The 25121-nt window shown below is 54.2% G+C and carries 20 protein-coding genes and 2 pseudogenes; 13 read left to right on the forward strand and 9 right to left on the reverse strand.

Annotated elements, in window-relative coordinates; translation table 11 throughout:
- Nucleotides 1-59: 59 nt before the first annotated feature.
- Nucleotides 60-1178: a YbdK family carboxylate-amine ligase gene (locus tag A7Z29_RS03760; protein ID WP_105289808.1), complete on the reverse strand. Its 1119-nt coding sequence runs from the start codon at nucleotides 1176-1178 to the stop codon at nucleotides 60-62.
- A 234-nt stretch (nucleotides 1179-1412) separates the two neighbouring features.
- Nucleotides 1413-1662 (reverse strand): annotated as a pseudogene (locus A7Z29_RS23905) (hypothetical protein); the annotation flags it as partial.
- Between A7Z29_RS23905 and hokE (A7Z29_RS03770) the strand changes: the two are divergent.
- Entirely contained in the window at nucleotides 1631-1783 is a 153-nt protein-coding gene (hokE, locus tag A7Z29_RS03770; RefSeq protein WP_000956467.1) for a type I toxin-antitoxin system toxin HokE, read from the forward strand. The pseudogene A7Z29_RS23905 and the gene hokE (A7Z29_RS03770) sit on opposite strands and share 32 nt — an antisense overlap.
- Before the next feature lie 118 nt (nucleotides 1784-1901).
- On the opposite strand, the pseudogene A7Z29_RS23910 reads toward hokE (A7Z29_RS03770), so the two are convergent.
- A pseudogene (locus A7Z29_RS23910) lies at nucleotides 1902-2163 on the reverse strand (hypothetical protein); the annotation flags it as partial.
- On the opposite strand from A7Z29_RS23910, the gene hokE (A7Z29_RS03775) reads away from it, so the two are divergent.
- Nucleotides 2132-2284, forward strand: coding sequence for a type I toxin-antitoxin system toxin HokE (gene hokE / locus A7Z29_RS03775; protein WP_000956467.1), 153 nt, complete (start codon nucleotides 2132-2134; stop codon nucleotides 2282-2284). The pseudogene A7Z29_RS23910 and the gene hokE (A7Z29_RS03775) sit on opposite strands and share 32 nt — an antisense overlap.
- A gap of 121 nt (nucleotides 2285-2405) precedes the next feature.
- On the opposite strand, the gene entD is transcribed toward hokE (A7Z29_RS03775), so the two are convergent.
- Nucleotides 2406-3026, reverse strand: coding sequence for an enterobactin synthase subunit EntD (gene entD / locus A7Z29_RS03780; protein WP_085460758.1), 621 nt, complete (start codon nucleotides 3024-3026; stop codon nucleotides 2406-2408).
- A gap of 175 nt (nucleotides 3027-3201) precedes the next feature.
- Complete coding sequence (gene fepA, locus A7Z29_RS03785; RefSeq protein ID WP_001612583.1) at nucleotides 3202-5442, reverse strand: siderophore enterobactin receptor FepA; 2241 nt, start codon at nucleotides 5440-5442, stop codon at nucleotides 3202-3204.
- A 242-nt stretch (nucleotides 5443-5684) separates the two neighbouring features.
- On the opposite strand from fepA, the gene fes reads away from it, so the two are divergent.
- From fes to wzz(fepE), 4 genes are all read left to right on the forward strand, one after another.
- Nucleotides 5685-6887, forward strand: coding sequence for an enterochelin esterase (gene fes, locus A7Z29_RS03790; RefSeq protein ID WP_105289809.1), 1203 nt, complete (start codon nucleotides 5685-5687; stop codon nucleotides 6885-6887).
- 2 nt (nucleotides 6888-6889) lie between these two features.
- Nucleotides 6890-7108, forward strand: a complete 219-nt coding sequence (locus tag A7Z29_RS03795) for an MbtH family protein (RefSeq protein ID WP_085460498.1) — start codon at nucleotides 6890-6892, stop codon at nucleotides 7106-7108.
- Nucleotides 7105-10986, forward strand: coding sequence for an enterobactin non-ribosomal peptide synthetase EntF (entF, locus tag A7Z29_RS03800; RefSeq protein WP_105289810.1), 3882 nt, complete (start codon nucleotides 7105-7107; stop codon nucleotides 10984-10986). The genes A7Z29_RS03795 and entF overlap by 4 nt, the downstream gene beginning before the upstream one ends.
- 214 nt (nucleotides 10987-11200) lie before the next feature.
- Entirely contained in the window at nucleotides 11201-12334 is a 1134-nt protein-coding gene (gene wzz(fepE) / locus A7Z29_RS03805) for an LPS O-antigen length regulator Wzz(fepE) (RefSeq protein WP_105289811.1), read from the forward strand.
- Here the strand turns inward: wzz(fepE) and fepC are convergent.
- From fepC to fepD, 3 genes are read right to left on the reverse strand one after another with little or no spacing between them, the layout of a single operon-like run.
- Nucleotides 12331-13146, reverse strand: coding sequence for an iron-enterobactin ABC transporter ATP-binding protein (gene fepC, locus A7Z29_RS03810; RefSeq protein WP_105289812.1), 816 nt, complete (start codon nucleotides 13144-13146; stop codon nucleotides 12331-12333). The two genes, wzz(fepE) and fepC, sit on opposite strands and share 4 nt — an antisense overlap.
- Entirely contained in the window at nucleotides 13143-14135 is a 993-nt protein-coding gene (fepG, locus tag A7Z29_RS03815) for an iron-enterobactin ABC transporter permease (RefSeq protein WP_105289813.1), read from the reverse strand. The genes fepC and fepG overlap by 4 nt, the downstream gene beginning before the upstream one ends.
- Nucleotides 14132-15136 (reverse strand): Fe(3+)-siderophore ABC transporter permease, encoded by a 1005-nt coding sequence (gene fepD / locus A7Z29_RS03820; protein WP_001295314.1) that lies wholly within the window; start codon nucleotides 15134-15136, stop codon nucleotides 14132-14134. Before fepD ends, fepG begins: the two co-directional genes overlap by 4 nt.
- Before the next feature lie 110 nt (nucleotides 15137-15246).
- On the opposite strand from fepD, the gene entS reads away from it, so the two are divergent.
- A complete protein-coding gene (gene entS, locus A7Z29_RS03825) occupies nucleotides 15247-16497 on the forward strand; it encodes an enterobactin transporter EntS (RefSeq protein WP_001041810.1) in 1251 nt (416 codons plus the stop codon).
- A gap of 80 nt (nucleotides 16498-16577) precedes the next feature.
- On the opposite strand, the gene fepB is transcribed toward entS, so the two are convergent.
- The gene (gene fepB / locus A7Z29_RS03830) at nucleotides 16578-17543 is read right to left on the reverse strand and encodes a Fe2+-enterobactin ABC transporter substrate-binding protein (RefSeq protein WP_085460500.1); all 966 of its coding nucleotides are present in this window, start codon (nucleotides 17541-17543) and stop codon (nucleotides 16578-16580) included.
- Between the two features lie 374 nt (nucleotides 17544-17917).
- Between fepB and entC the strand changes: the two genes are divergently transcribed.
- From entC to cstA, 6 genes are all read left to right on the forward strand, one after another.
- Complete coding sequence (gene entC / locus A7Z29_RS03840; RefSeq protein WP_105289815.1) at nucleotides 17918-19093, forward strand: isochorismate synthase EntC; 1176 nt, start codon at nucleotides 17918-17920, stop codon at nucleotides 19091-19093.
- 9 nt (nucleotides 19094-19102) lie between these two features.
- The gene (gene entE / locus A7Z29_RS03845; RefSeq protein ID WP_105289816.1) at nucleotides 19103-20713 is read left to right on the forward strand and encodes a (2,3-dihydroxybenzoyl)adenylate synthase EntE; all 1611 of its coding nucleotides are present in this window, start codon (nucleotides 19103-19105) and stop codon (nucleotides 20711-20713) included.
- A gap of 13 nt (nucleotides 20714-20726) precedes the next feature.
- Nucleotides 20727-21584, forward strand: coding sequence for an enterobactin biosynthesis bifunctional isochorismatase/aryl carrier protein EntB (entB, locus tag A7Z29_RS03850; RefSeq protein ID WP_085460503.1), 858 nt, complete (start codon nucleotides 20727-20729; stop codon nucleotides 21582-21584).
- Nucleotides 21584-22330, forward strand: a complete 747-nt coding sequence (entA, locus tag A7Z29_RS03855; protein WP_000347667.1) for a 2,3-dihydro-2,3-dihydroxybenzoate dehydrogenase EntA — start codon at nucleotides 21584-21586, stop codon at nucleotides 22328-22330. The genes entB and entA overlap by 1 nt, the downstream gene beginning before the upstream one ends.
- 2 nt (nucleotides 22331-22332) lie before the next feature.
- Nucleotides 22333-22746, forward strand: coding sequence for a proofreading thioesterase EntH (gene entH / locus A7Z29_RS03860; protein WP_000637953.1), 414 nt, complete (start codon nucleotides 22333-22335; stop codon nucleotides 22744-22746).
- A gap of 180 nt (nucleotides 22747-22926) precedes the next feature.
- Nucleotides 22927-25032 carry a pyruvate/proton symporter CstA gene (cstA, locus tag A7Z29_RS03865; protein WP_001043146.1) on the forward strand — a complete coding sequence of 702 codons (2106 nt, stop codon included), beginning with the start codon at nucleotides 22927-22929 and terminating at the stop codon, nucleotides 25030-25032.
- Nucleotides 25033-25121: the final 89 nt, after the last annotated feature.

Here is a 25121-nt window from a genome sequence, read left to right on the forward strand (position 1 = left end):
GTTAAATGTAAGTTAAAACACCATTGTCGGGGATATTTCTGCGTAACGCAATTCTCCGCTTAGTCTCCAGCCCAAATCTCACAATGCTTTTTCACCAGCCCAATCAGCGAGCCGCCATCGGCGACAAAATCTCGCATCAGCTGCGCTTCATTCAGACCGCTGATAACCTGGCGGTGCAGTGCTTCAATTGCACTGGATGCGCCAATTTTATGTGCAGAAGGAGCTATTTTTTCCAACAATCGCAAGGTGTCTTCTGTCAGTGGACGACGATCGCCGGTGTGCGGATCGGTAACGACGCCTTCCAGACCATAACGGCAGGCCTGGAAACGGTTGAATTTATACAGCAGATAATCTTTCTCCTGATGTTTGAACGGGCGTTCCGTCAGCAACCAGTGGGCGGTGGCCTGAATCAATCCCGCCATATTTACCGCATGGCTAAGGGTTAACGGGGTATCCATCACCCGAACCTCCACCGTGCCAAAATGAGGGCTAGGGCGAATATCCCAGTGTAGATCTTTAATGCTGTCGATCATCGTGGTGTAACTCAGGCAGCGAAACAGGGCTTCAAATTGTTGCCAGTTACTGACCCACGGCATTGGACCATTATCGGGAAAGGCAGAAAAAATATTCGGTCGTGAGGAGGCAAAACGTGTATCCGTTCCCTGCATATACGGCGATGCGGCAGAAAGGGCGATAAAGTGCGGTACAAAGCGTGATAAGCCGTGCAGCAAATAAATAGCGTCATCACCACTGGCGCAGCCAACGTGAACATGCTGACCAAAAACAGTCGCTTGTTGAATGAGATAGCCGAAGTTTTCCAGCGTCCGTTGATAACGTTCATTATCGCACACCTCCTGACGCTGCCATTTCTGAAACGGGTGCGTACCACCGCCGCAAATTTCCAGATGATGGTCTGCGGCTGCCTGCAATACGACTTTCTGCATCGCTGAAAATTGCCCGGCAGCCTGGTTGATATCACGGCAAACATCCGTCGCCAGTTCCAGCATACTTTCGGTGATATCGTGCTTCACCTCCCCGGCAGTGATCTTGCTTTTTACCGCGTCAATCAGCGTTGAAGAGTCCTGGCTAAGGTCATATCCCGGAGGATTAACCACCTGCATTTCCAGTTCAATACCGAGGGTAAAAGGTTCAGAGACATGAAAATCGGGTAATGGCATAGGTTTCTCTTATGTTGGCGTTTTCATTCCAGTATAGAAGTGTCAGCGGCAGGGCGAGATGCGGAAGTTCTGGAATGTTTCTTTTTTTGGTGATGGTGAACTGATTGCTACTGAAGCAATTTGGCTACTTTTGCAATGTGACAAGTAGCGGCAGAGCTGGCTGGCGGCGAAGAATTTTGACGATTGGGGCGTGCAGAAAAAAACTGGCTCAGCTTCGGTTGAGCATATGAGTAGTGTGAGAAGTCCGGAACAGGATTTACTGTATAAATAAACAGATATTTTGCTAAGGAAGGGTAAGATAACAGCGGGTGCCTGAAGCTTTCCGGTTTCAGGTTTACTCTGAGGTCTGGAAAGATGAAGCCCCAGGAGATATTTCTATCAACCCTGGGGCTGCCACTCCAAACCAGACAATTTGGATGGTAGTCCCTTCTTCGCATGGAGGCAATATAAACATGCTGACGAAATATGCCCTTGTGGCGGTCATAGTACTGTGTTTAACAGTGCTGGGATTTACGCTTCTGGTCGGAGACTCGCTATGTGAGTTCACCGTAAAGGAACGTAATATTGAGTTCAGGGCTGTTCTCGCTTACGAACCGAAGAAGTAGCCGTTGTGCGGGGAGCAATCCCCGCATATCCGGTTGTCAGGTCTGGATGGTAAGGCACCTGCTTTACACTTTCGCCCGCAGTCAGCAATGGCTGCGGGCGATCTCGTTTTAAGGCCATGATGAGTTGTATTAGCAGAAGTCCGGAACAGGATTTGCTGTATAAATAAACAGATATTTTGCTAAGGAAGGGTAAGATAACAGCGGGTGCCTGAAGCTTTCCGGTTTCAGGTTTACTCTGAGGTCTGGAAAGATGAAGCCCCAGGAGATATTTCTATCAACCCTGGGGCTGCCACTCCAAACCAGACAATTTGGATGGTAGTCCCTTCTTCGCATGGAGGCAATATAAACATGCTGACGAAATATGCCCTTGTGGCGGTCATAGTACTGTGTTTAACAGTGCTGGGATTTACGCTTCTGGTCGGAGACTCGCTATGTGAGTTCACCGTAAAGGAACGTAATATTGAGTTCAGGGCTGTTCTCGCTTACGAACCGAAGAAGTAGCCGTTGTGCGGGGAGCAATCCCCGCATATCCGGTTGTCAGGTCAGAGTGGTAAGGCACCTGCTTTACACTTTCGCCCGCAGTCAGTGATGGCTGCGGGCGAATCGTACCAGATGTTGTCAATTAATCGTGTTGGCACAGAGTTATGACTATTTTTTCTTTTATCTGCCAGTGCACAGCAAACATCTCATTCTCACGATGAATGATGACCTGCTGTTTATTCCAGCTAATTATCTGATAGTCCAGAAAACCTGCATCAGTTTGGATCTCACTTGCCTTAAATGCGCTCTCTTTGGCGGAAAATGCCAGTGTCAGCGCCAGAGAAAAGGCTAAACCGCAGTCTGCGAGTCGCTCGTGTTCTGCTGGTGTAATAATGTTGTCTGTCAATTCGGTCGCTGTTTGCGCAGAAAAAATTTCTTCGATATCAACGCCAATCGGTTGACGGGAAACCACGGTTAATGCCGTAGTCCCGCAGTGGCTAATACTGCCGTATACCTCCGCAGGCCACACCGGTTGGCGTAGCTCGCCGATTGCGGGCACACATTTATAGCCATATTCCCGCAAGGCATAAACAGCAGCGATCCGTCCGGCTAAATGCTCTGTTTTACGTTTACGTCCAGCGTGTTGCAGTTGTGCGTAGTGTGGCAGCCAGAGTAAATCCTGCTCGCGAAAACTCACCGGATCGAACTCAACAAAATGCAGCGTATGTCCGGCAAAGGGGAGGGAGGTATGCGTAGTTTTCATGTCGACCATATTAGGAGACTGATGACAAACGCAAAACTGCCTGATGCGCTACGCTTATCAGGCCTACACTATCCTGCAATATATTGAATTGGCAAGATTTTTGTAGGCCGGATAAGGCGTTCACGCCGCATCCGGCATGAACGACGCGCACTTTGTCAACAATCTGACGTTAGCATCAGAAGTGAGTGTTTACGCTCATATACCACGTACGTCCCGGTTCGTTATAGGTATACGCCCCGGCACCGGCAATATAGTTGGCTCCTGCCAAATCACCTGTGGTCTGGGCATTACCCGCACGCCACAAACGCTTGTCGAACAGGTTGTCCACGCCGCCGGTCAGACTGACGTTCTTCGTCACATCCCAGGTCGCGCTCAGGCCAACAATGCTGTACGGACTGATTTCTTTGGTTTCCGGCCCAACCGCTGGCTGGCCTTTGTAGTTGTACTTCTTCGGTTGCTGCTTGCCGTACCAGGTGAAGGTTGTTTGCATCGACAAATCTTCCCGCGCCTGCCAGCTCAGCGTTGAGTTCAACGTATACTCCGGGATGATCGACAAACGGTCGCCCGTGGTTTTGTTTTCACTCTTCAGCATGTAAGTGATGTTGTTGGTCCACATCACCGTTTCGCTAACCGGTACGTTTAACGATCCTTCCAGACCTTCAACCACCGCTTTCGGCACGTTATCCCACTGATAGAGATCGGTGCCGACTGCGTTTTGCCCTACAGCCACATAGCCCGCTTCAATCTTATTGCGATAATCGTTACGGAACCAGGTGACGCCCGCCAGCCAGCCGTCGCGTTTGAACTCCAGACCAATCTCTTTGTTGATGCTGGTTTCCGCTTTCAGGTCATCATTACCTTGCAGATAGCAGCCGCCCGCGCTGGCATAGCAGCCCTGACCTTTACTGTAGAGAATGTAGTTCGGGTTAGTCTGGTACAGGCTCGGCGCTTTATAAGCACGGGCAATGCCCATTTTCAGCGTGAAGTCATCGCCTAAACCTTGCGATATGTTCAGCGCCGGGCTCCAGTTATTGCCGACAATACTGTGATGATCGAAACGCAGCCCCGGCGTTACGATGGTGCTGTCAGTCAGCTCCATGTTGTTTTCGGCAAACAGCGAGAAAATTTCTGCTTTTGAATACGGGCTACGGTCGGTGGCACTCACGCCATCAATAGCGCCACCGGTATTCGTTCCGGTCAGTGCCTGGGTGTTGGAACTTAAGTCCTTCATCCGTTGCTGATTCCACTCCGTACCCAGCGTCAGCGTTTGGTTAACGAGGAAATCAATCGGCAGGTTAACTTCGCTGTGCAGCATCACGTCATCAAGATCGATATCGACGAAATCCTGTGTCGCTTTTTCGTTAAATTTCCCTTCGGTACCACCCGCCAGACCTTCCGGAATACGCGAGTTACGGGTGTGTTCGTACTGCACCCAGTTGCTGGTGGTCACGCCGTTATCCCAGCCACCGTTCCAGGTCAGCGAGTAGTTCTGGCGATACAGACGGTTGGTTTCATCGCCGTATTTAGAGCGGGTATAAGCGTCGGAGTTGGTGTTCTGGGTATCGCCTGCATACAGGTTGCCCTGGCGGCTGTAACCCGCTTCCAGTTCCAGCGATTGCAGAGGCGCGAAGTCCCAACGAACTACGCCGTTAATATCTTTGTTGATCACCCCTTCGCGCCCGGCTGGTAGGGTAGTTGCATAGGTTCCGGCACGCGCGGACTGATGACCCTGGTTAATATCCCACGCATCGGCCTGGGTTTTGTCGAGATTGCCATACAAGCGGAAGCTGAATTCGTCGCCCAGCGGACCGGTCAGGCTGAAGTTGGTGCGTTTGGTGGCACCTTCCTCTTTATGTTCTGGCGCATTGAAATAAGCGTCCCAGGAACCGTGCCACTCACCACTGCCTTTTTTGGTAATGATGTTAACCACGCCGCCCGCCGCGCCGTTGCCATAACGTGCAGCCGCCGGACCACGCAGAACTTCAATTCGTTCAATCATCTCCGGCGGCACCCAGGAGGTATCACCACGGGTATCGCGCTCGCCGCGCCAGCCCTGACGCACCGAGTTACGGCTGCTGACCGGTTTGCCGTCAATTAAAATCAGCGTGTTTTCCGGCCCCATGCCGCGAATATCAATCTGGCGGTTATTACCGCGCTGACCACTGGTGGAGTTACCGGTCAGGTTAACGCCTGGCATGGTACGGATGATCTCCGATACATCGCGGGCAACCGGATTTTTGCGGATTTCATCTGCGGTGATGGTCGAAACGCCAGGCGCCTGCAAGTTCTGCTCGGCGGCGGTAACGACAATGGTATCGTCATGTGAAACAGGGGTATCGGTTGGCTCTTGTGCCTGCGCTACCCCATAAATCCCCAGGTTGACCAACAAGGCCAGGGAATGAATCTTCTTGTTCATTGTTTTATTCCTGCATTTTTGCCACGAATTGCAACTGTCGGGCATGGTCGTCATCAGCATGACGCATCCCGCTACCGCGAAAACCTTTGATCCTGAAAGACACGCAGTGCAGTTGGTTAATTAATGTCCGCGCTTGACATGGCGCGCCAATACGCTATTGCAAATGCAAATAGTTATCAATAATATTATCAATATATTTCTGCAATCAATGAAAAATTGCACAGTAAACATGGGGTTATGGTGTGACGGTGTTAAATGTGGGAAATGAGAGCTGGTGGCAGTCGAAACATGGCCCGGAATGGCAGCGTCTTAATGACGAAATATATCAGGTCACTTTCTGGTGGCGTGATCCCCAAGGTTCTGAAGACCGCTCGACGGTGAAGCGCGTATGGGTTTACATCACTGGCGTTACCGATCACCATCAGAACAGCCAGCCCCAGTCGATGCAGCGCATTGCAGGCACCGACGTCTGGCAGTGGACGACACAACTCAATGCTAACTGGCGCGGCAGTTACTGTTTTATTCCCACCGAACGCGATGACATTTTTTCTGCACCATCACCCGATCGCCTCGAATTACGCGAAGGTTGGCGAAAACTATTACCCCAGGCGATAGCCGATCCGCTGAATCCGCAAAGCTGGAAAGGAGGGCGAGGGCACGCTGTTTCCGCACTCGAAATGCCGCAAGCGCCGCAGCAACCCGGCTGGGATTGTCCGCAAGCCCCCGCTAACTCAGCGAAAGAAATAACCTGGAAAAGTGAACGGTTGGGAAATTCACGTCGTGTATGGATTTTTACCACCGGCGATACGCCAGTCGAGGAGCGTCCGTTAGCTATTCTGCTCGATGGTGAATTTTGGGCGCAAAGTATGCCCGTCTGGCCTGCGTTGACTTCGCTGACCCGTCGTCAGCAGCTTCCTCCCGCCGTGTATGTGTTGATTGACGCCATCGACACCGCGCACCGTGCCCGCGAACTGCCGTGTAATGCGGATTTCTGGCTGGCAGTACAGCAAGAGTTACTGCCGCTGGTGAAAACGATCGCCCCTTTTAGCGATCGTGCCGATCGCACAGTGGTCGCCGGGCAAAGTTTTGGTGGGCTTTCCGCGCTGTATGCCGGATTGCACTGGCCTGAACGCTTTGGCTGTGTATTAAGCCAGTCAGGATCGTACTGGTGGCCGCGTCGGGGCGGTCAGCAAGAGGGCGTGTTACTTGAACAGCTTAAAACTGGCGAAGTTAGCGCCGAAGGTCTGCGTATTGTTCTGGAGGCGGGGATTCGTGAGCCGCTGATCATGCGAGCCAATCAGGCGCTGTATGCGCAACTATATCGCATAAAAGAATCCATTTTCTGGCGTCAGGTTGACGGCGGACATGATGCGCTTTGTTGGCGCGGTGGCTTGATGCAGGGGCTAATTGACCTCTGGCAACCGCTTTTCCATGACAGGAGTTGAATATGGCATTCAGTAATCCCTTCGATGATCCGCAGGGCGTGTTTTACATTTTGCGCAATGCGCAGGGGCAATTCAGTCTGTGGCCGCAACAGTGCGCGTTACCGGCAGACTGGGATGTTGTGTGTCAGCCGCAGTCACAGGCGTCCTGCCAGCAGTGGCTGGAAGCCCACTGGCGTACTCTGACACCGGCGAATTTTACCCAGCAGCAGGAGGCGCAATGAGCCAACATTTACCTTTGGTCGCCGCACAGCCCGGCATCTGGATGGCAGAAAAACTGTCAGATTTACCTTCCACCTGGAGCGTGGCGCATTACGTTGAGTTAACCGGAGAGGTTGATGCGCCATTACTGGCCCGCGCGGTGGTTGCCGGATTAGCACAAGCGGATACGCTACGGATGCGTTTTACGGAAGATAACGGCGAAGTCTGGCAATGGGTCGATGATGCGTTGACGTTCGAACAGCCAGAAATTATCGACCTGCGTGCCAACATTGATCCACACGGAACTGCGCAGGCATTAATGCAAACCGATTTGCAACAAAATCTGCGTGTCGATAACGGTAACCCACTGGTTTTTCATCAGCTGATACAGGTGGCGGATAACCGCTGGTACTGGTATCAGCGTTATCATCATTTGCTGGTTGATGGTTTCAGTTTTCCGGCAATTACCCGCCAGATCGCCAATATTTACTGTGCATGGCTGCGTGGCGAACCAACGCCTGCTTCGCCGTTTACGCCTTTCGCTGAAGTGGTGGAAGAGTACCAGCAGTATCGGGAAAGCGAGGCCTGGCAGCGTGATGCGGCATTCTGGGCGGAACAGCGTCGCCAACTGCCGCCGCCTGCGTCACTTTCGTCTGCACCTTTAGCGGGGCGCGGCGCCTCGGCAGATATTCTGCGCCTGAAACTGGAATTTACCGATGGGGAATTTCGGCAGTTGGCAGCACAACTGCCGACCGTACAACGTACCGATTTAGCTCTCGCGCTGGCGACCTTATGGCTGGGGCGATTGTGCAACCGCATGGACTACGCTGCCGGATTTATCTTTATGCGTCGAATGGGGTCGGCGGCGCTTACGGCGACCGGTCCCGTGCTCAACGTTTTGCCGTTGGGTATTCACATTGAGGCGCAAGAGACGCTGCCTCAGTTGGCAATCCGCCTGGCGGCTCAACTGAAAAAAATGCGCCGTCATCAACGCTACGATGCCGAACAGATTGTCCGTGACAGCGGGCGAGCGGCAGGTGATGAACCGCTGTTTGGTCCGGTACTCAATATCAAGGTATTTGATTACCAACTGGATATTCCTGGTGTTCAGGCGCAAACCCATACACTGGCAACCGGTCCGGTTAATGACCTTGAACTGGCGCTGTTCCCGGATGAGCACGGTGATTTGAGTATTGAGATCCTCGCCAATAAACAGCGTTACGATGAACCAACGTTAATCCAGCACGCTGAACGTCTGAAAATGCTGATTGCGCAGTTCGCCGCGAATCCGGCGCTGTTGTGTGGCGATGTCGATATTATGTTGCCTGACGAATATGCGCGGCTGGCGCAGATAAACGCCACCCAGGTAGAAATTCCTGAAACCACGCTGAGCGCGCTGGTGGCAGAACAAGCGGCAAAAGCACCGGATGCACCGGCGCTGGCAGATGCGTATTACCAGTTCAGCTATCGGGAAATGCGCGAGCAGGTGGTGGCGCTGGCGAATCTGCTGCGTGAGCGCGGCGTTAAACCTGGCGACAGCGTGGCGGTGGCGCTACCGCGCTCGGTCTTTTTGACCCTGGCACTACATGCGATTGTTGAAGCAGGTGCGGCCTGGCTACCACTGGATACGGGTTATCCGGACGATCGTCTGAAAATGATGCTGGAAGATGCGCGTCCGTCGCTGTTAATCACCACCGACGATCAACTGCCGCGCTTTAGCGATGTTCCCAATTTAATAAGCCTTTGCTATAACGCCCCGCTTACTCCACAGGGCAGTGCGCCGCTGCAACTTTCACAACCGCACCATACGGCTTATATCATCTTCACCTCTGGTTCCACCGGCAGGCCGAAAGGGGTGATGGTCGGGCAGACGGCTATCGTTAACCGCCTGCTGTGGATGCAAAATCATTATCCGCTTACAGGCGAAGATGTCGTTGCCCAAAAAACGCCGTGCAGTTTTGATGTCTCGGTGTGGGAGTTTTTCTGGCCGTTTATTGCGGGGGCGAAACTGGTGATGGCAGAGCCAGAGGCGCACCGCGATCCGCTCGCTATGCAGCAATTCTTTGCCGAATATGGCGTAACGACCACGCATTTTGTGCCCTCTATGCTGGCGGCATTTGTTGCTTCGCTGACGCCGGAAACTGCTCGCCAGAGTTGCGCGACGTTGAAACAGGTTTTCTGTAGTGGTGAAGCGTTACCGGCTGATTTATGCCGCGAATGGCAACAGTTAACCGGTGCGCCGTTACATAATCTGTATGGCCCGACGGAAGCAGCGGTGGACGTTAGCTGGTATCCGGCTTTTGGCGAGGAACTGGCACAGGTACGCGGCAGCAGTGTGCCGATTGGCTACCCGGTGTGGAACACGGGGCTGCGTATTCTTGATGCGATGATGCATCCGGTGCCGCTGGGGGTGGCGGGTGATCTCTATCTCACCGGCATTCAACTGGCGCAGGGGTATCTGGGACGACCCGATCTGACAGCCAGCCGCTTTATTGCCGACCCTTTCGCCCCCGGTGAGCGGATGTACCGTACCGGAGACGTTGCCCGCTGGCTGGATAACGGCGCGGTGGAGTACCTCGGGCGCAGTGACGATCAGCTAAAAATTCGTGGTCAGCGTATTGAACTGGGCGAAATTGATCGCGTGATGCAGGCGCTGCCGGATGTCGAGCAGGCCGTTACCCATGCCTGTGTGATTAACCAGGCGGCAGCAACCGGCGGCGACGCTCGCCAGTTGGTAGGATATCTGGTGTCGCAATCAGGCTTACCGCTGGATACCAGCGCATTGCAGGCGCAGTTGCGCGAAACCTTGCCACCGCATATGGTGCCCGTGGTTCTGCTACAACTTCCACAGTTGCCACTTAGCGCCAATGGTAAGTTGGATCGCAAAGCCTTACCGTTGCCTGAACTGAAGACACAAGCGCCGGGGCGTGCGCCGAAAGCGGGCAGTGAAACGATTATCGCCGGGGCGTTCTCGTCATTGCTGGGTTGTGACGTGCAGGATGCCGACGCTGATTTCTTCGCGCTTGGCGGTCATTCGCTACTGGCAATGAAACTGGCGGCGCAGTTAAGTCGGCAGTTTTCCCGCCAGGTGACGCCGGGGCAGGTGATGGTTGCGTCAACCGTCGCCAAACTGGCAACGATTATTGATGGTAAAGAAGACAGCACCCGGCGCATGGGATTCGAAACCATTCTGCCGTTGCGTGAAGGCAATGGCCCGACGCTGTTTTGTTTCCATCCGGCGTCCGGTTTTGCCTGGCAGTTTAGCGTGCTCTCGCGTTATCTCGATCCACAATGGTCGATTATTGGCATTCAGTCGCCGCGCCCTCATGGAGCTATGCAGACGGCGGCAAACCTGGATGAAGTCTGTGAAGCGCATCTGGCCACGTTACTTGAACAACAACCTCACGGCCCTTATTACCTGCTGGGTTATTCGCTGGGCGGTACGCTGGCGCAGGGGATTGCGGCGCGGTTGCGTGCCCGTGGCGAACAGGTGGCATTTCTTGGCTTGCTGGATACCTGGCCGCCAGAAACGCAAAACTGGCAGGAAAAAGAAGCTAACGGTCTGGACCCGGAAGTGCTGGCGGAGATTAACCGCGAGCGCGAAGCCTTCCTGGCGGCTCAGCAAGGGAGTGCGTCGACGGAGCTGTTTACCACTATTGAAGGCAACTACGCTGATGCAGTGCGCTTGTTGACCACTGCCCATAGCGTACCGTTTGATGGCAAAGCGACGCTGTTTGTTGCCGAACGTACACTTCAGGAAGGTATGAGTCCTGAACGCGCCTGGTCGCCATGGATAGCTGAGCTGGATATTTATCGTTTAGATTGTGCGCATGTGGATATTATCTCGCCAGGAGCGTTTGAAAAAATCGGGCCAATTATTTTGGCGACGCTAAATAAATAACTTTATCTTAAATAAAATCCATAATTATTATAAATGATTGTGGATTTTATTATTTATTATTATGATGAATCCTCAGTTGCTTCTCTGAAAACACGCTTAATGTTGTGTTCGGTGAGGGGAATTTACAAAGTTCAGCTTCGGATAATTCTTGCTAACTGATAAAGTGAGCGCCGTGGAGATTTAATCTTATTGGACTCATTTCAGGTCATATCGCATGTCATCACTGAATATTAAGCAGGGAAGCGATTCTCATTTTCCCGATTATCATCTGGCATCGCCCAGTAATAATGAAATTGATTTACTTAAACTTATCGAAGTTTTGTGGTACGCAAAAACGCGGGTAATCGCGGTGGCCTTAACCTTTGCCTGTATCGGGTTACTGGTGTCTTTCATTCTGCCGCAAAAGTGGACCAGCTCGGCAGTCATCACGCCCGCAGAGGCTATTCAGTGGCAAGATCTGGAGAAAACCTTCACCAAACTGCGGGTGTTGGGACTTGACGTGAATATTGATCGTGGTGATGTATTTAATCTGTTTATCAAAAAGTTTCAGTCTGTTAGTTTGCTGGAAGATTATCTGCGTTCGTCACCGTATGTCATGGATCAATTAAAAGAGGCGAAAATCGATGAACTGGATTTGCATCGCGCTATTGTCGCATTGAGCGAAAAAATGAAAGCGGTTGATGATAACGCCAGTAAGAAAAAAGATGAGTCCGCGTTGTATACTTCCTGGACATTAAGTTTCACCGCACCCACCAGTGAAGAAGCGCAGACAGTATTGGCAGGGTATATCGATTATATCTCTGCTATCGTGGTGAAAGAGTCGATTGAAAATGTGCGTAATAAACTGGAAATCAGAACCCAGTTTGAAAAAGAAAAACTGGCTCAGGATCGTATTAAAACGAAAAACCAACTTGATGCAAATATTCAGCGCCTCAATTATTCACTGGATATTGCCAATGCGGCAGGAATTAAAAAGCCTGTTTACAGTAATGGTCAGGCTGTTAAAGACGACCCTGATTTTTCTATTTCTCTCGGCGCAGACGGTATTGAACGCAAACTTGAAATTGAAAAAGCGGTCACCGATGTTGCGGAACTGAATGGTGAGTTACGTAATCGTCAATATCTTGTCAATCAGTTAACAAAAGCAAATGTCAACGATGTAAATTTTACGCCGTTTAAATATCAGTTGCGTCCGACTTTGCCGGTGAAAAAAGACGGTCCGGGCAAAGCAATTATCGTGATCCTTTCCGCGTTGAGCGGCGGTATGGTTGCTTGTGGCAGTGTGCTCTTGCATCATGCAATGGCATCCAGAAAACAGGATGCCATGATGGAAGATCGGTTAGTTTAAATCACGGCGGTTGACGGTGCCGTTCGTCCGAGCGGCACCACTAACGGTGTTCCTGCTACCGGATCATCAATAATCATGCAGCGCAAACCGTAAATACGCTCGATCAGTTCAGCAGTGACAATCTCTTTCGGCGCTCCCTGAGCGACAATTTTTCCTTCCCGCAGCGCAATCAAATGGCTGGCGTAGCGACAGGCCTGATTAAGATCGTGCAGCACCGCCGCCAGCGTATAGCCTTTCTCGCGGTTCAGTTCGCTCAATAATTCCAGTAGATCAATCTGATGACTGATATCCAGCCAGGTGGTCGGCTCGTCGAGCAGCATAATTGCCGTTTCCTGTGCCAGCACCATGGCAATCCACGCTCGCTGGCGTTGCCCACCGGAAAGGGTATCCACGCTTTGATCTGCCAGATGAGTTATTCCCGTGGCCTGCATCGCTTTCGTTACCGCTTCTTCATCTTCTTTGCGCCAGCGGGTAAACAGCGGTTGATGCGGATAACGCCCACGCGCCACCAGCTCCTGCACGGTGATATCGCCCGGCGTGGTAGCATTTTGCGCCAACAGACCAATCCGGCGTGCAACTTCTTTACTGGCGTAATGTTGAATGTGCTCGCCATCCAGCCAGACATGCCCGTGAGCAGGCGTCATAAGGCGGCTTAAGGTACGCAGTAACGTGGATTTACCGCAGCCATTTGGCCCGATAATTGCCGTGAAGTGACCGTCAGGAATTTCTACAGTAAGATTTTCCGCGACGGTATATTTGCCATATCCCAGGGTTAACTGTTCGCCGCGCAAACGGGCTACTGATTCGGTCATTTTTTGCGAGACTCCTGAATTAACAAGACGATAAGGTAAATACCGCCGAGACTGACGGTAACGACGCCAACCGGAAGTTGATACGGCATAAACAGTTGCTGAGCGCAGAGATCGGCCGCCAGCAGTAACAACGCCCCGCACAGCGCCGCCTGAGTTAGCCCCCAGCGAGCAGTGCCGCTAATGCGTCGGGCAATGTGCGGTGCAACCAGCGCGATAAAGGAAATTGGCCCCGCCAGGGCAGTGGCAGCTGCGGTAAGTATTACGGCGACCAGCATCATTAACAGACGCGAGCGTTCGACGCTGACGCCCAGTGCGCAGGCGGTGTCATCGCCCATCTCCAGCAAGCGCATCCGCCTTACCAGCAAGGCGGCGGCAATGAGCATCAATATAATAATGGGTGCGGAGGGCGAGGTTTTTGCCCACGTCAGGCCATTGAGCGATCCGGCATTCCACAACCCCGCTGTTAGCGCCGTTTCTAAAGACGCTTTCAGCAGCAGCCAGGTATTAAAGGCCACCAGCATGGCGCGAACGCCGATGCCGATAATAATCAGCCGAAAAGTGTCGATGCCGTTGCGCCATGCAAGCAGCCAGACCAGTAGAGAAGTGACAATGCCGCCCACCATTGCTGCCAGCGCGATAGCTGTCAGATCCTGACCAAACAGCACCATCGCCACCAGTACGCCGCTCCACGCTCCGGTGTTAAAGCCCATTACGTCAGGGCTGCCGAGTGGGTTACGCATCAGCGACTGAAAAATCGCGCCGCTGACGCCCAGTGCCGCGCCAATTAACAGCGCCATCAGCACGCGTGGTAAACGCCATTCGGTGACCACCATCGTCATACTGCGCGGCGCATCGCCCATCAACGCGGCGAATACCTGCGAGGTTTCCAGCGTGACGGCACCGCTGCGTAATCCCCAGATACCTGCAACCACACAGGCGGAAACCAGCAGCAAACAGGTGATGATTAATCGGCGAGAGACGTAAATCATGCGCCACCTCGCGTTTTACGTCGCACGAGGAAGATCAGCACTGGTGCACCAATAAACGCACTGACCACAGAAACGCGCAGCTCGCCGGGCACAATCACACGCCCGATGATATCGGCAAACAGCAGCAGGGCAGGAGTAGCAAGTAGCGTGACGGGCAGCGACCAGCGATGATCGGCACCTACCAGCCAGCGCGCCATATGCGGCATCATCAGGCCAATAAAGGCAATCGGGCCAACTACCGCCGTCGCACTACCACAAAGCACGGTAATCGCCAGCAGACCAATCAACTGTGTGCGCGCCACGCGGCTGCCCAGCGCCGTCGCGGTGTCGCTGCCGAGGCTTAAACTGTTCAGCGCGCGACTCAGTAATAGCGCAGTTGCTCCGGCGATCAGCACCGGGATCAGCACCACTTTTAAGGTATGTAGATTGCGAATATCCAGCGAACCGGCTTGCCAGAAACGTAACTGATCGTAGACGTCAGGATTAAGCAGGGCGATGCCGCTGGTCAGCCCTTCCAGCACCGCAGCCAGCGCCACGCCCGCCAGGGTTAAACGCACCGGACTTAACTGCCCGCCACCCTGGCTGCCGGTAAAGGCAACAATCAACGAGGCCACCAGCGCCCCGGCGAAGGCCATCGCCAGTTGTTCCTGCGCGGATGAGTAGCCAAACAGCGCAGCTCCCAGCACAATGGCAAAGCTGGCTCCGGCGTTCACGCCAAGCAAGCCGGGGTCGGCAAGTGGGTTTCGGGTGAGGGTTTGCATTAACGCCCCGGCAAGGCCAAGCGCACCACCTGCCAGTAAACCGGCAAGGGTGCGCGGCAGTCGCGCGTCGAGCACGATGGTGCAGTCGGCGCTCTGGCAGGTGCCGGAGAGGGCCTCCAGCACTACGGAAGCGGGGAGTGATTTTGCTCCAATGAGCAGGCTTAATGCCGTCGCGATAATCAGTAATAACAGCAATCCGGGCACGGCAATGGCGCGTGTCACGGCAACAGAACCAGACATACGAACTTCCATGATAATGAAATTAATTATCGTTATCGATCTTATTTGGATATGTTAGCATGTGCAGCCTAAGAATAGGTATTTAAAATATTTGATGGCAAGGCATTGTAATGAATAAACAATCCTGGCTGCTTAACCTCAGCCTGTTGAAAACGCACCCGGCGTTTCGCGCAGTATTCCTCGCTCGTTTTATCTCAATTGTGTCTCTGGGTTTGCTCGGCGTCGCAGTGCCGGTGCAGATCCAGATGATGACGCATTCTACCTGGCAGGTGGGGCTTTCGGTGACGCTCACCGGCAGCGCGATGTTTGTTGGCCTGATGGTTGGCGGCGTGCTGGCGGATCGCTATGAGCGCAAAAAAGTGATTCTGCTGGCGCGCGGCACCTGTGGCATTGGCTTCATTGGACTGTGCCTGAACGCGCTGCTGCCGGAGCCGTCATTGCTGGCAATCTATTTACTTGGTTTATGGGATGGTTTTTTCGCATCGCTTGGCGTTACGGCGCTACTGGCGGCGACACCTGCACTGGTAGGGCGTGAAAACTTAATGCAGGCCGGGGCGATCACCATGTTGACCGTGCGCCTGGGTTCGGTGATTTCGCCCATGATTGGCGGTTTATTGCTGGCGACCGGTGGCGTGGCCTGGAACTACGGGCTGGCGGCGGCGGGAACGTTTATTACCCTGCTGCCGTTGTTAAGCCTTCCGGCGCTGCCACCGCCACCGCAGCCGCGTGAGCATCCGCTGAAATCGCTTCTGGCAGCGATTCGTTTTCTGCTCGCCAGCCCGCTGGTGGGGGGAATTGCGCTGCTGGGGGGGTTATTGACGATGGCGAGCGCGGTGCGGGTACTGTATCCGGCGCTGGCTGACAACTGGCAGATGTCGGCGGCACAGATTGGTTTTCTTTATGCGGCGATCCCGCTCGGTGCGGCTATTGGCGCGTTAACCAGCGGGAAGCTGGCACATAGCGCGCGACCAGGGTTATTGATGCTGCTCTCCACGCTGGGATCGTTCCTCGCCATTGGTCTGTTTGGCCTGATGCCGATGTGGATTTTAGGCGTGGTTTGTCTGGCGCTGTTCGGCTGGCTGAGCGCGGTTAGTTCGTTGCTGCAATATACAATGCTGCAAACGCAAACCCCGGAAGCGATGTTAGGGCGGATTAACGGTTTGTGGACGGCGCAAAACGTGACGGGAGATGCCATAGGCGCGGCGCTGCTGGGCGGTTTGGGAGCGATGATGACACCGGTTGCTTCCGCAAGCGCGAGCGGTTTTGGTTTGTTGATTATCGGCGTGTTGTTGTTGCTGGTGCTGGTGGAGTTGCGACGTTTTCGCCAGACGCCGCCGCAGGTGACAGCGTCCGACAGTTAGCTAAAGGTGCATTTTCCCCTCACCCTAACCCTCTCCCCAAAGGGGCGAGGGGACTGTTAGTGCTCTAATTGTATGTTTTATCAATCTTTTTTAAACAGTGAATTAAGTCTGTCCAGCACTTGCATGGCGCTGTAGTAATCCAGACGGAACGTCTCGGTTCCCAGCGCATAAACCTGCTTGTTTTGTACTGCGGGCAGGTGTGCGAGCAGCGGATTAGCATAAATAGCATCGGCATCTTTCTGATCACCGGCAAACAGGAATAGCGACTCGCCATTTAACCCTGCCGCCAGATTTTCCCCACCAAGCTGAATGATGTCATGGCGTTTGCCCTGGCTTTGGCTGGCGTTTAAGCCTGCGGGCAACTTCGCCAGCGTAAAGCCGAGTTGTTCCAGCATCTGCCCTTGTGCTGATTCCGGCGTCCAGAGATTGGCACTGTGTGCAGCGGCAGTATAGACAATGGCAGTGACCGGCTGCGGCGGTAATTTGATTTGCTCTTTCGCCGCCGCCAGTTGCTTATCAAACTGTGCAATCCGCTCTGCCGCTTGTTTCTCATGCCCGGTAATTTCGCCAAGCTGCGTTAACAGCGACTGCCAGCTTTTGTCGTCGTAATTGATGATTAATGTCGGGGCGATGGTGGAAAGCTGATCGTACAGCGCCAGCGCCGAATCACCGCCGGTTGCGCTAATTAAAATCAGATCCGGCATTTGCGCGGCAACGGCTTCGGCGCTCGGTTCGCCGATATAGAGCCGTTGCAGTTTGCGTTCTTTCGCCACCTTGCTCCACTGGCGTAAAAAGCCCTGGTCATCCGCTACGCGGTTATTCGGCGTGGTCGCGCCGCTGGCAATCACTGGAGCATCGATCGCCAGCAGTGAGCCGGTCAGGGTGACGCTGGTGGAAACAATACGCTGCGGCTGGCTTTCCAGGGTATGAGTGCCACGGCTGTCAGTAATCTGACGCGGCCAGTCGGCGGCCTGAACGGCGGCTATTCCTGAAAGCAAAATTCCTGTTAATAGAAGGGCGTTGCGGTAGAGCGGGGCGAGTCTCACAAATCAGCTTCCTGTTATTAATAAGGTTAAGGGCGTAATGACAAATTCGACAAAGCGCACAATCCGTCCCCTCGCCCCTTTGGGGAGAGGGTTAGGGTGAGGGGAACAGCCAGCACTGGTGCGAACACTGACCCTCACCCCAGCCCTCTCCCTGGAAGGGAGAGGGGGCAGAACGGCGCAGGACATCACATTGCGCTTATGCGAATCCATCAATAATGCTTCTCATTTTCATTGTAACCACAACCAGATGCAACCCTGAGTTGCAGATTGCGTTGCCTCAAGAGTTGACATAGTGCGCGTTTGCTTTTAGGTTAGCGACCGAAAATATAAATGATAATCATTATTAAAGCCTTTATCATTTTATGGAGGATGATATGGATACGTCACTGGCTGAGGAAGTACAGCAGACCATGGCAACACTTGCGCCCAATCGCTTTTTCTTTATGTCGCCGTACCGCAGTTTTACGACGTCAGGATGTTTCGCCCGCTTCGATGAACCTGCTGTGAACGGGGATTCGCCCGACAGTCCCTTCCAGCAAAAACTCGCCGCGCTGTTTGCTGATGCCAAAGCGCAGGGCATCAAAAATCCGGTGATGGTCGGGGCGATTCCCTTCGATCCACGTCAGCCTTCGTCGCTGTATATTCCTGAATCCTGGCAGTCGTTCTCCCGTCAGGAAAAACAAGCTTCCGCACGCCGCTTCACCCGCAGCCAGGCGCTGAACGTGGTGGAACGCCAGGCAATTCCGGAACAAACCACGTTTGAACAGATGGTTGTTCGCGCTGCCGCACTTACCGCCACGCCGCAGGTCGACAAAGTGGTGTTGTCACGGTTGATTGATATCACCACTGACGCCGCCATTGATAGTGGCGTATTGCTGGAACGGTTGATTGCGCAAAACCCGGTTAGTTACAACTTCCATGTCCCGCTGTCCGATGGTGGAGTTCTGCTCGGTGCCAGCCCGGAACTGCTGCTGCGTAAAGACGGCGAGCGTTTTAGCTCCATTCCGTTAGCTGGTTCCGCGCGCCGTCAGCCGGATGAAGTGCTCGATCGCGAAGCAGGTAATCGTCTACTGGCGTCAGAAAAAGATCGCCATGAACATGAACTGGTGACTCAGGCGATGAAAGAGGTACTGCGCGAACGCAGTAGTGAGTTACACGTTCCTTCCTCCCCACAATTGATCACCACGCCGACGCTGTGGCATCTCGCAACCCCCTTTGAAGGTAAAGCTAATTCGCAAGAAAACGCACTGACACTGGCCTGCCTGCTGCATCCGACCCCCGCGCTGAGCGGTTTCCCGCATCAGGCCGCGACCCAGGTTATTGCTGAACTGGAGCCGTTCGACCGCGAACTGTTTGGCGGCATTGTCGGCTGGTGCGACAGCGAAGGTAACGGCGAGTGGGTGGTGACCATCCGCTGCGCAAAATTGCGGAAAAATCAGGTGCGTCTGTTTGCCGGAGCGGGGATTGTGCCTGCGTCGTCACCGTTGGGTGAGTGGCGCGAAACAGGCGTCAAACTTTCTACCATGTTGAACGTTTTTGGATTGCATTAAGGAGCGAGGATGAGCATTCCATTTACCCGCTGGCCGGAAGAGTTTGCCCGTCGCTATCGGGAAAAAGGCTACTGGCAGGATTTGCCGCTGACCGACATTCTGACTCGCCACGCTGCGAGTGACAGCATCGCGGTTATCGACGGCGAGCGGCAGTTGAGTTATCGGGAGCTGAATCAGGCGGCGGATAATCTCGCCTGTAGCTTGCGCCGTCAGGGCATTAAACCCGGCGAAACCGCGCTGGTACAGTTGGGCAATGTCGCTGAACTGTACATTACCTTTTTTGCCCTGCTGAAACTGGGCGTTGCGCCGGTTCTGGCGCTGTTCAGCCATCAGCGTAGTGAACTGAACGCCTATGCCAGCCAGATTGAACCCGCATTGCTGATTGCCGATCGCCAACATGCGCTGTTTAGCGGGGATGATTTCCTCAATACTTTCGTCACAGAACATTCCTCTATTCGTGTGGTGCAACTGCTGAACGATAGCGGCGAGCACAATTTGCAGGATGCGTTTAACCATCAGGCAGAGGATTTTACTGCCACGCCGTCACCCGCTGATGAAGTGGCCTATTTCCAGCTTTCTGGCGGCACCACCGGCACGCCGAAACTGATCCCGCGTACCCATAACGACTATTACTACAGCGTGCGTCGTAGCGTCGAGATTTGTCAGTTCACGCAACAGACGCGCTACCTGTGCGCGATTCCGGCGGCGCACAACTACGCCATGAGTTCACCAGGATCGCTGGGCGTATTTCTTGCGGGCGGCACCGTCGTTCTGGCGGCCGATCCCAGTGCCACGCTCTGCTTCCCATTGATTGCAAAACATCAGGTCAACGTTACTGCGCTGGTGCCGCCGGCGGTAAGCCTGTGGTTACAGGCGTTGGCTGAAGGCGAAAACCGGGCGCAACTTGTCTCGCTGAAACTGTTACAGGTCGGCGGCGCACGTCTTTCTGCCACGCTGGCGGCGCGTATTCCCGCAGAGATTGGCTGCCAGTTGCAGCAGGTGTTCGGCATGGCGGAAGGGCTGGTGAACTACACCCGTCTTGATGATAGTGCGGAGAAAATTATCCATACCCAGGGCTACCCAATGTGCCCGGACGATGAAGTATGGGTCGCGGATGCTGACGGAAATCCACTGCCGCAAGGGGAAGTCGGACGCCTGATGACGCGCGGGCCGTACACCTTCCGTGGCTATTACAAAAGCCCGCAGCACAATGCCAGCGCCTTTGATACCAACGGTTTTTACTGTTCCGGCGATCTGATCTCCATTGATCCAGAGGGTTACATCACCGTGCAGGGGCGCGAGAAAGATCAGATCAACCGTGGCGGCGAGAAGATTGCTGCCGAAGAGATCGAAAACCTGCTGCTGCGCCATCCGGCGGTGATCTACGCCGCACTGGTGAGCATGGAAGACGAATTGATGGGCGAAAAAAGCTGCGCTTATCTGGTGGTAAAAGAGCCTCTACGCGCGGTGCAGGTGCGTCGTTTCTTGCGTGAACAGGGTATTGCCGAATTTAAATTACCGGATCGCGTGGAGTGTGTGGATTCACTTCCGCTGACGGCGGTCGGGAAAGTCGATAAAAAACAATTACGTCAGTGGCTGGCATCACGCGCTTCAGCCTGAAGGAGAGAACACGATGGCTATTCCAAAATTACAGGCTTACGCACTGCCGGAGTCTCACGATATTCCGCAAAATAAAGTCGACTGGGCATTTGAACCGCAACGTGCCGCGTTGTTAATTCATGATATGCAGGACTATTTTGTCAGCTTCTGGGGCGAGAACTGCCCGATGATGGAGCAGGTGATCGCCAATATTGCTGCGCTGCGCGACTACTGCAAAAAGCACAATATCCCGGTTTATTACACCGCCCAGCCGAAAGAGCAAAGCGATGAAGATCGGGCGCTGCTGAATGATATGTGGGGGCCGGGTCTGACCCGTTCGCCGGAACAGCAAAAGGTGGTGGATCGCCTGACGCCAGATGCCGACGACACGGTGCTGGTGAAGTGGCGCTACAGCGCGTTTCATCGTTCCCCGCTGGAGCAAATGCTGAAAGAAAGCGGACGTAACCAACTGATTATCACCGGGGTGTACGCGCACATTGGCTGTATGACCACCGCGACCGACGCATTTATGCGCGATATTAAACCGTTTATGGTGGCGGATGCGCTGGCTGATTTCAGCCGTGACGAGCATTTGATGTCGCTGAAATATGTGGCCGGACGTTCTGGTCGGGTGGTGATGACTGAAGAGTTACTGCCAGCACCAATCCCTTCCAGTAAAGCGGCGCTGCGTGAGGTGATCCTGCCGCTGCTGGATGAGTCCGATGAACCGTTCGATGACGACAACCTGATCGACTACGGTCTGGATTCGGTGCGCATGATGGCGCTGGCGGCGCGCTGGCGCAAAGTACATGGCGATATCGATTTTGTCATGCTGGCGAAAAACCCAACCATTGATGCCTGGTGGAAACTGCTCTCCCGCGAGGTGAAATAATGGATTTCAGCGGCAAAAATGTCTGGGTAACCGGTGCGGGGAAAGGTATCGGTTACGCCACGGCGCTGGCATTTGTTGAAGCGGGTGCGAAGGTCACGGGCTTTGATCGGGTGTTCGCGCAGGAGCAATATCCCTTTGCGACCGAAGTGATGGATGTTGCCGATGCCGGGCAGGTGGCGCAGGTGTGTCAGCGGCTGTTAGCGGAAACGGAACGACTGGACGTGCTGGTCAATGCAGCGGGAATTTTACGCATGGGCGCGACCGATCAGCTCAGCAAAGAAGACTGGCAGCAGACCTTTGCGGTCAACGTTGGCGGCGCATTTAACCTGTTTCAGCAAACCATGAACCAGTTTCGCCGTCAGCGGGGCGGGGCGATTGTTACGGTAGCGTCCGACGCTGCACATACGCCGCGTATTGGTATGAGTGCTTACGGTGCGTCGAAAGCGGCGCTGAAAAGCCTGGCGTTGAGCGTCGGGCTGGAACTGGCGGGTAGCGGCGTGCGCTGTAACGTGGTTTCGCCCGGCTCCACCGATACCGATATGCAACGCACGCTATGGGTGAGCGATGACGCCGAAGAGCTGCGTATTCGCGGCTTTGGCGAGCAGTTTAAACTCGGCATTCCGCTGGGGAAAATCGCCCGTCCACAAGAGATCGCCAACACGATTTTGTTCCTCGCCTCTGACCTCGCCAGCCATATCACGCTACAGGATATCGTGGTGGATGGCGGCTCAACGCTGGGAGCATAAGCATGATCTGGAAACGCCATTTAACGCTCGACGAACTCAACGCCACCAGCGACAACACAATGGTGGCGCATCTGGGAATTGTGTATACCCGTCTGGGCGATGATGTGCTGGAAGCCGAAATGCCGGTTGATACCCGTACTCATCAGCCGTTTGGCCTGCTGCATGGCGGCGCATCGGCGGCGCTGGCGGAAACGCTGGGATCGATGGCCGGATTTATGATGACCCGCGACGGGCAGTGTGTGGTAGGCACGGAACTTAATGCCACACATCATCGTCCGGTGTCTGAGGGAAAGGTGCGCGGCGTCTGCCAGCCGCTGCATCTTGGGCGGCAAAATCAGAGTTGGGAAATCGTCGTTTTCGATGAACAGGGGCGGCGTTGCTGCACTTGTCGGCTGGGCACGGCGGTTTTGGGATGAACCCGACAGAATTAAATGAGATTGCAGGAAAACTCGGTTAACGGAGTGATCGAGTTAACATTGTTAAGTTAAATATTGGTTTCAACTCCGATTTACATGGTTACTGTGTTGTTAAATTATCCAGAGATGTTATAGAAACAAAATGTAACATCTCTATGGACACGCACACGGATAACAACTATGAACAAATCAGGGAAATACCTCGTCTGGACAGTGCTCTCTGTAATGGGAGCATTTGCTCTGGGATACATTGCTTTAAATCGTGGGGAACAGATCAACGCGCTGTGGATTGTGGTGGCGTCGGTCTGTATCTATCTGATCGCTTATCGTTTTTATGGTCTGTATATCGCCAAAAATGTGCTGGCGGTTGACCCGACGCGTATGACGCCAGCGGTGCGCCATAACGACGGTCTGGATTATGTGCCGACGGATAAGAAAGTGCTGTTCGGTCACCATTTTGCGGCCATTGCCGGAGCTGGTCCGTTGGTGGGGCCGGTGCTGGCAGCGCAAATGGGCTACCTGCCGGGGATGATCTGGCTGCTTGCTGGGGTGGTTCTCGCCGGTGCGGTACAGGATTTCATGGTGCTGTTTGTTTCCACGCGCCGTGACGGTCGCTCGCTGGGTGAGCTGGTCAAAGAAGAGATGGGGCCAACCGCCGGGGTGATTGCGCTGGTTGCCTGCTTTATGATCATGGTCATCATCCTTGCAGTGCTGGCGATGATCGTGGTGAAAGCCCTGACCCATAGCCCGTGGGGAACGTATACCGTTGCGTTCACCATTCCGCTGGCGCTGTTTATGGGGATCTACCTGCGTTATCTGCGTCCGGGGCGTATTGGCGAAGTGTCGGTGATTGGCCTGGTGTTCCTGATTTTCGCCATTATCTCTGGAGGTTGGGTGGCAGAAAGCCCAACCTGGGCACCGTACTTTGATTTTACCGGCGTGCAGTTGACCTGGATGCTGGTGGGTTACGGTTTTGTGGCGGCGGTGCTGCCCGTATGGCTGCTGCTGGCTCCGCGTGACTACCTCTCTACCTTCCTGAAAATCGGGACTATCGTCGGTCTGGCGGTAGGCATTTTGATCATGCGCCCGACGCTGACCATGCCTGCGCTGACCAAATTTGTCGATGGCACTGGCCCGGTATGGACCGGTAACCTGTTCCCGTTCCTGTTTATCACCATCGCTTGTGGCGCGGTGTCTGGCTTCCATGCGCTGATCTCTTCCGGCACCACGCCGAAGATGCTGGCGAACGAAGGTCAGGCGTGCTTTATCGGCTATGGCGGAATGCTGATGGAATCCTTCGTGGCGATTATGGCGTTGGTTTCTGCCTGTATCATCGATCCGGGCGTGTACTTCGCTATGAACAGCCCGATGGCGGTGCTGGCTCCGGCAGGGACGGCGGATGTGGTCGCTTCTGCGGCGCAGGTGGTGAGTAGCTGGGGCTTTGCGATAACTCCGGATACGTTAAACCAGATTGCCAGCGAAGTGGGTGAACAGTCGATCATTTCCCGTGCGGGCGGTGCGCCGACGCTGGCAGTGGGGATGGCCTACATTCTGCACGGTGCGCTGGGCGGCATGATGGATGTGGCCTTCTGGTATCACTTCGCCATTCTGTTTGAAGCACTGTTTATTTTGACGGCGGTAGATGCGGGTACGCGTGCTGCGCGCTTTATGTTGCAGGATTTGCTGGGCGTGGTGTCTCCGGGTCTGAAACGGACAGATTCTCTGCCTGCTAACCTGCTGGCAACGGCGCTGTGTGTGCTGGCGTGGGGCTACTTCCTGCATCAGGGCGTGGTCGATCCGCTGGGCGGTATTAACACCCTGTGGCCGCTGTTTGGTATTGCCAACCAGATGCTGGCAGGGATGGCGCTGATGCTCTGTGCCGTAGTGCTGTTCAAGATGAAACGTCAACGTTACGCCTGGGTGGCGCTGGTGCCAACAGCCTGGCTGCTGATTTGTACCCTGACCGCAGGCTGGCAGAAAGCGTTCAGCCCGGATGCGAAAGTGGGCTTCCTGGCCATTGCTAACAAGTTCCAGGCAATGATCGACAGCGGTAATATTCCGTCGCAGTATACTGAGTCACAACTGGCGCAACTGGTGTTCAACAACCGTCTGGATGCCGGGTTGACCATCTTCTTTATGGTGGTTGTGGTGGTTCTGGCGCTGTTCTCGATTAAGACGGCACTGGCGGCATTGAAAGAGCCGAAGCCAACGGCGAAAGAAACGCCGTATGAGCCAATGCCGGAAAATGTTGAGGAGATCGTAGCGCAGGCGAAAGGCGCGCACTAAAGTCAGAGTAAGGGGGGATGTTGGCGAATGTTGGCATAGTGCCGAGGGTTCCCCCTCACCCTAACCCTCTCCCCGGTGGGGCGAGGGGA

This window comes from Escherichia sp. MOD1-EC6842 (assembly GCF_002965705.1).
GTDB lineage: Bacteria > Pseudomonadota > Gammaproteobacteria > Enterobacterales > Enterobacteriaceae > Escherichia > Escherichia ruysiae.

Bases quoted from the DNA above. Each gene is read 5' to 3' on its own strand.
- A7Z29_RS03795 (WP_085460498.1), top strand. From the start codon at position 6,890: ATGGCATTCAGTAATCCCTTCGATGATCCGCAGGGCGTGTTTTACATT.
- entA (WP_000347667.1), top strand. From the start codon at position 21,584: ATGGATTTCAGCGGCAAAAATGTCTGGGTAACCGGTGCGGGGAAAGGT.
- entD (WP_085460758.1), bottom strand. From the start codon at position 3,026: ATGAAAACTACGCATACCTCCCTCCCCTTTGCCGGACATACGCTGCAT.
- A7Z29_RS03760 (WP_105289808.1), bottom strand. From the start codon at position 1,178: ATGCCATTACCCGATTTTCATGTCTCTGAACCTTTTACCCTCGGTATT.
- cstA (WP_001043146.1), top strand. From the start codon at position 22,927: ATGAACAAATCAGGGAAATACCTCGTCTGGACAGTGCTCTCTGTAATG.
- fepD (WP_001295314.1), bottom strand. From the start codon at position 15,136: ATGTCTGGTTCTGTTGCCGTGACACGCGCCATTGCCGTGCCCGGATTG.
- entH (WP_000637953.1), top strand. From the start codon at position 22,333: ATGATCTGGAAACGCCATTTAACGCTCGACGAACTCAACGCCACCAGC.
- fepC (WP_105289812.1), bottom strand. From the start codon at position 13,146: ATGACCGAATCAGTAGCCCGTTTGCGCGGCGAACAGTTAACCCTGGGA.
- hokE (WP_000956467.1), top strand. From the start codon at position 1,631: ATGCTGACGAAATATGCCCTTGTGGCGGTCATAGTACTGTGTTTAACA.
- entE (WP_105289816.1), top strand. From the start codon at position 19,103: ATGAGCATTCCATTTACCCGCTGGCCGGAAGAGTTTGCCCGTCGCTAT.
- entC (WP_105289815.1), top strand. From the start codon at position 17,918: ATGGATACGTCACTGGCTGAGGAAGTACAGCAGACCATGGCAACACTT.
- entF (WP_105289810.1), top strand. From the start codon at position 7,105: ATGAGCCAACATTTACCTTTGGTCGCCGCACAGCCCGGCATCTGGATG.
- entS (WP_001041810.1), top strand. From the start codon at position 15,247: ATGAATAAACAATCCTGGCTGCTTAACCTCAGCCTGTTGAAAACGCAC.
- fepG (WP_105289813.1), bottom strand. From the start codon at position 14,135: ATGATTTACGTCTCTCGCCGATTAATCATCACCTGTTTGCTGCTGGTT.
- fepA (WP_001612583.1), bottom strand. From the start codon at position 5,442: ATGAACAAGAAGATTCATTCCCTGGCCTTGTTGGTCAACCTGGGGATT.
- hokE (WP_000956467.1), top strand. From the start codon at position 2,132: ATGCTGACGAAATATGCCCTTGTGGCGGTCATAGTACTGTGTTTAACA.
- entB (WP_085460503.1), top strand. From the start codon at position 20,727: ATGGCTATTCCAAAATTACAGGCTTACGCACTGCCGGAGTCTCACGAT.